The sequence below is a fragment of the Dolichospermum sp. LEGE 00246 genome, from assembly GCF_015207865.1.
Classification (GTDB): domain Bacteria; phylum Cyanobacteriota; class Cyanobacteriia; order Cyanobacteriales; family Nostocaceae; genus Dolichospermum; species Dolichospermum heterosporum.
Genome location: NZ_JADEWA010000386.1, coordinates 1 through 5,309, shown reverse-complemented (window position 1 = coordinate 5,309; position 5,309 = coordinate 1). Strand labels below are relative to the sequence as shown.

The following is a 5,309-nucleotide window of genomic DNA, read 5'->3' as shown; positions in this document are numbered from 1 at the left end:
CCTCCCCCCCTCCTCCTACTCCCCGCCTATTCCAGTAGCTGAATATTGGAATAAACAAACTCAGTAATTGATTGCGGAGTTTCAGTTTTCCCGTCTTCATACTCTGCCACTATCTGCTTTGTCAAAATGTAATAATCACCAAATTTTTGATATGTATCCGTAAATTTGAGAATGCTATTAACATCACCTGTTTGCGAATTACGAAAAACTACATGATAAGCAGAAGGGATATAACCGCAGTCTGTAGCTAGAAAATCGTCATAATTCATCTCCAAGGACATCCGACCCATAACCCGAACTTCTTGATATATTTTTTGGTTACGGATTTGATAGTGAGAATCAATATTTTCACTCTTGACAAAAACCTTTACACCGTCATTTTCTACCGTTTCACCTAAAATAAAGTCATGTTGACCATAGGAAGTTTGAAAATCGCTTCTTTGACAGCGGGTAACTATTTCCTGTAACTGAATATCAATTCCTGCTGCTATTTGTTTATCTGCGACTTCTGTAACTTGTATATTCAGGCTGGGGTCAATCTGAATCTTACCAGTATAAACCTCACCTTCCTGTAGCAGTTGCACATTGGCAGCATAACCAGGAAAATTCTCATCCCAAGTGTAACGACTTTCATAAGCAGTTTGAAATAAAGTTTCTGCCGTTGACTGAATTGCCATATCACCACTTTGACTGCATTTTTCTAATAGTTTAACAAGAATAGCAGAAGTCCCACGTCTCACTCTTAGGAGCGTGGGATGAATGCGCGTGAGTGAGGAATTGCCCTTGTCTGAATCAGGATGTCCAGGATTTGAGGATTTTCAGGATTTTTGTTGATGATCTGGTGAAGTCACAGATCTAATTTCTTTTATAGTGTGAAGATGATTTTTTATCCTTAAATCTGAATGTTTATAGACAATCAAAAAATCACATCCTGCACATCCTTAAATCCTGGGTATCCTGATTCAGACAAAATATTATTGATAAATTGAACTCGTTCCCAGACTCCGGCTGGGAATGGGAGTTTGAGGCTCTGCCTCAAATACAGTGAATATAGTGGAGGCAGAGCCTCCTGTGGGCATTCCCCGGCAGAGCCAGGGAACGAGGGAACGAGGGAGGGGCAATTCCCCGGTTGTAGTAGGCTAGTACAGCACGGCGTAAATAAACCAACCATTCTTAAGAGACTTTCAATTAAAAAAATATCCCAAAATTTCTTGTGGTGCGGGACGAAAAGCCCGCTAATAATACAAGGACGGGCAAGATGCCCATCCCACAAGATTGGATAGCGAGGCGCTGCTGTAAGCAGTTCATCTCTTTTGTGGAGTTCTCTAATCGCCAAAAATCTTGCTGAATATTACTTTTGACTTTTGACTCTTGACTTCCGCCTTGCGGTACTAGACCCATAGGAGATAGATACGCTTTGTTACTCCAGATTGGGCAATAATACTACATTTTAAAGACGTGAAGACCGATCTAGCAATTACGCCAAATATTTTTACAATGATCTTATTAAACGGTAGTTTGTTATTCTAAAAGCTTATGCAGCCGACTAACCCCAATCAATTTACAGAAAAAGCCTGGGAAGCGATCGCTCATACCCCCGATGTCGCTAAACAGTATCAGCAACAGCAGCTAGAAAGTGAACACCTGATGAAAGGGTTGCTGGAACAGGAAGGACTGGCCAGCGCGATTTTCACCAAAGCTGGGACAAGTTTGCAAAAAGTTCGAGATCGCACTGAGCAGTTTATCCAACGTCAACCCAAGGTATCGGGGACTAGTGCTTCTGTTTATTTAGGACGCAGTTTAGATACATTATTAGATCGGGCAGAAAAATATCGTCAAGAATTTAAAGACGAATTTATTTCTATTGAACATTTACTGTTAGGTTACGCCAAAGATGATCGGTTTGGCAAAAGTTTACTGCAAGAATTCGGTTTAGATGAAAACAAACTCAAAAATATTATTAAAGAAATTCGGGGGAAACAAAAAGTGACTGACCAAAATCCAGAAGGTAAATATCAATCACTGGAGAAGTACGGACGTGATCTCACAGAAGCCGCCCGCAAAGGTCAACTAGACCCCGTAATCGGTCGTGATGATGAAATTAGACGCACAGTACAAATTCTCTCCCGCAGAACCAAAAATAACCCGGTTTTAATTGGTGAACCTGGTGTGGGGAAAACTGCGATCGCCGAAGGTTTGGCACAGCGCATTGTGGCGGGTGATGTTCCCCAATCTCTCAAAGATCGCAAACTCATCAGTTTAGATATGGGGGCTTTAATTGCGGGAGCAAAATTCCGAGGTGAATTTGAAGAACGGCTCAAAGCCGTATTAAAAGAAGTCACCGAATCCGGCGGCAATATTGTCTTATTTATTGATGAAATTCATACCGTTGTCGGTGCAGGTGCAAGCCAAGGGGCTATGGATGCCGGAAATTTATTGAAACCGATGTTAGCACGGGGTGAGTTACGCTGCATTGGGGCGACAACTTTAGATGAATATCGCAAATATTTGGAAAAAGATGCCGCTTTAGAAAGACGTTTTCAACAAGTTTATGTAGATCAGCCTAACGTTCAAGATACAATTTCCATCTTACGCGGTTTGAAAGAACGTTATGAAGTCCATCATGGGGTGAGAATTTCTGATAGTTCTTTAGTCGCTGCGGCCACTTTATCAAATCGTTATATTAGCGATCGCTTTCTCCCTGACAAAGCCATTGATTTAGTAGACGAAGCCGCTGCTAGACTGAAGATGGAGATTACATCCAAACCCGAAGAACTAGACGAAATAGACAGAAAAATCCTCCAATTGGAAATGGAAAAACTTTCCTTACAAAAAGAAAGTGATCTCGCTTCCCGTGAACGTTTAGAAAGATTAGAAAAAGAACTCGCTGACCTCAAAGAAGATCAAAGAACCCTTAGCACACAATGGCAATCTGAAAAAGGTATTATCACCAAAATTCAATCAATTAAAGAAGAAATTGACCGAGTTAATCTAGAAATTCAACAAACAGAAAGAAACTACGATCTTAACCGGGCTGCGGAATTAAAATATGGTAAATTAACAGACTTACATCGCCAATTACAAGCCGTAGAAACTGAACTTTCCCAAACCCAAGGCACAGGAAAATCACTATTGCGCGAAGAAGTTACAGAAGCTGACATTGCCGAAATTATTTCTAAATGGACAGGCATTCCCCTGAATAAATTAGTCGAATCAGAAAAGGAAAAACTCCTGCATTTAGAAGATGAATTACATCACCGGGTTATCGGTCAACATGAAGCCGTTACCGCTGTCGCAGATGCCATTCAACGTTCTCGCGCTGGACTTTCTGACCCAAACCGTCCCATAGCCAGTTTTGTCTTCCTTGGTCCAACTGGTGTCGGTAAAACCGAACTAGCGAAAGCCTTAGCTGCTTATATGTTTGACACTGAGGAGGCTTTGGTGCGGGTTGATATGTCTGAATACATGGAAAAGCACGCCGTCTCTCGTTTAATTGGTGCGCCTCCCGGATATGTGGGTTATGAAGAAGGAGGACAATTAACCGAAGCCATTCGTCGTCGTCCCTACGCGGTGATTTTATTCGACGAAATCGAAAAAGCCCACCCCGACGTATTTAATATTTTCTTACAAATCCTCGATGATGGTCGGGTGACAGATGCCCAAGGTCGCACAGTAGACTTTAAAAATAGTATTATCATCATGACCAGTAACATCGGTTCTCAATATATCCTGGATATATCTGGAGACGATAGCCGTTACGATGAAATGCGTAATCGGGTGATGGAAGCAATGCGAAATAGTTTCCGTCCAGAGTTCTTAAACCGTCTAGATGAATTAATTATTTTCCACAGTTTACAAAAATCCGAATTGCGGAATATTGTTCAATTACAAGTAGATAGACTCAGACAAAGATTAACTGATAGGAAAATGGCTTTGAAATTATCCAGTGCTGCTCTTGACTTTTTGGCAGAGGTAGGATATGATCCCGTTTTTGGTGCAAGACCATTAAAAAGAGCAATTCAGCGGGAACTAGAAACCCAAATAGCCAAAGCCATTTTACGCGGTGATTTCAGCGACGGTGACACCATTTTTGTAGATGTCCAAAATGAGCGTCTTGCCTTTAATCGTTTACCCGCAGAGGTGTTTACGGGTTAGATTTGAGAGTCCCTTCAAGCCAGGGAATAAATTCCCTGTCTAAAAGCTAAAGTCATCTAAAGATGACTAGTACCGCAAGGCGGAAGTCAAAAGTCAAAAGTCAAAAGTCAAAATGAAGACAGTATAGGCTTTTGGAGGATTTAGAATGGTTGGTTTATTTACGCCGTTTTGTACTAGTACACTGCGGCGTAAGTGAATGAACCCGTTCTATAAAACTTACCCAAAATTACCAAAGTCTAGACACATCTGGACAGCAATAATCTTAGTGTTTATTTCCTGCTTCATCGCGGACAAGGATTGTTACCTAATATTCTTTTGTGCTTGAAATTTTTACACCAATAAGTTAACATGAAATATCATGAGAATTTCATGGAGAGTAATAATAATGCTTGATGCACGGGAAATTTACCCCCTTTCAGACTTTCAGCGCAATGCTAGACAGTTCATTGAACAAATACAGTCGAGTCATAAACCAATTATTCTCACTGTTAATGGTAAAGCATCCGTGATCATGCAGGATGCAGCATCTTATCAAGAATTACTGGATGAGTTAGAACTAGCAAGGTCAGCCGCAAAAATTCGTCAAGGCATAGCTGAAGCTGCTGCTGGAAAGACAAAAGACGCGGTAGAAGCATTAGAAGAATTACGGTTAAAGCATGAAATACCTCGTTAGAATTACTCCAATAGCACTAGACGATGCGGAGGAATTTTATTTGTGGATTTCTCAAGATTCTCCTGTAAATGGGGCTAATTGGTTTAATGGATTACTTGCTGCAATTGATACTCTTGCTTCCATGCCTCACCGTTGTCCGATCGCCCCAGAAAAGGAAATAGTAGGACAAGAAATCCGATATCTTCTCTATTCCAAACGCTATCGGATTCTTTTTGGCATTGAAGGTAATGCTGTGATAATTTACCATATTCGGCATACCTCCCAAGAATGGATGACAAGAGAAGAATTTTTGAGACAACCTTATGGAAATATCGAAAATATCGAACCAGAAAAGTGACCATTAGTATCAAATTAAGGATCGTGGATTAAATAAGGTGTAATACTGCCAATGATAGCTATACACTAGAGGGGTAGATGGATGAACTGATAGATGATGCAAACTTACCCTGGTGAGATTGAGGTACAAATGCAACGATACTAT

Annotated in this window: 4 protein-coding genes; 3 read left to right on the top strand and 1 reads right to left on the bottom strand. The window is 40.8% G+C overall.

What is annotated here, in order from left to right; translation table 11 throughout:
- Positions 1-26: 26 nt before the first annotated feature.
- A complete protein-coding gene (locus IQ228_RS20405) occupies positions 27-677 on the bottom strand; it encodes a DUF3386 domain-containing protein (protein WP_193964184.1) in 651 nt (216 codons plus the stop codon).
- Positions 678-1,536: 859 nt separating this feature from the next.
- Here IQ228_RS20405 and clpB point away from each other — a divergent pair.
- The 3 genes from clpB (at position 1,537) to IQ228_RS20390 (ending at position 5,165) form a co-directional block, all read left to right on the top strand.
- Positions 1,537-4,155 (top strand): ATP-dependent chaperone ClpB, encoded by a 2,619-nt coding sequence (clpB, locus tag IQ228_RS20400; RefSeq protein WP_193964182.1) that lies wholly within the window; start codon positions 1,537-1,539, stop codon positions 4,153-4,155.
- A 385-nt stretch (positions 4,156-4,540) separates the two neighbouring features.
- Positions 4,541-4,828 (top strand): type II toxin-antitoxin system Phd/YefM family antitoxin, encoded by a 288-nt coding sequence (locus IQ228_RS20395; protein ID WP_027402717.1) that lies wholly within the window; start codon positions 4,541-4,543, stop codon positions 4,826-4,828.
- A complete protein-coding gene (locus tag IQ228_RS20390; protein WP_193964181.1) occupies positions 4,812-5,165 on the top strand; it encodes a type II toxin-antitoxin system RelE/ParE family toxin in 354 nt (117 codons plus the stop codon). Before IQ228_RS20395 ends, IQ228_RS20390 begins: the two co-directional genes overlap by 17 nt.
- Positions 5,166-5,309: the final 144 nt, after the last annotated feature.

Excerpts from the sequence above, each read along its gene's own strand:
- IQ228_RS20405 (WP_193964184.1), bottom strand. The coding sequence starts at position 677 with ATGGCAATTCAGTCAACGGCAGAAACTTTATTTCAAACTGCTTATGAA.
- IQ228_RS20390 (WP_193964181.1), top strand. The coding sequence starts at position 4,812 with ATGAAATACCTCGTTAGAATTACTCCAATAGCACTAGACGATGCGGAG.
- clpB (WP_193964182.1), top strand. The coding sequence starts at position 1,537 with ATGCAGCCGACTAACCCCAATCAATTTACAGAAAAAGCCTGGGAAGCG.
- IQ228_RS20395 (WP_027402717.1), top strand. The coding sequence starts at position 4,541 with ATGCTTGATGCACGGGAAATTTACCCCCTTTCAGACTTTCAGCGCAAT.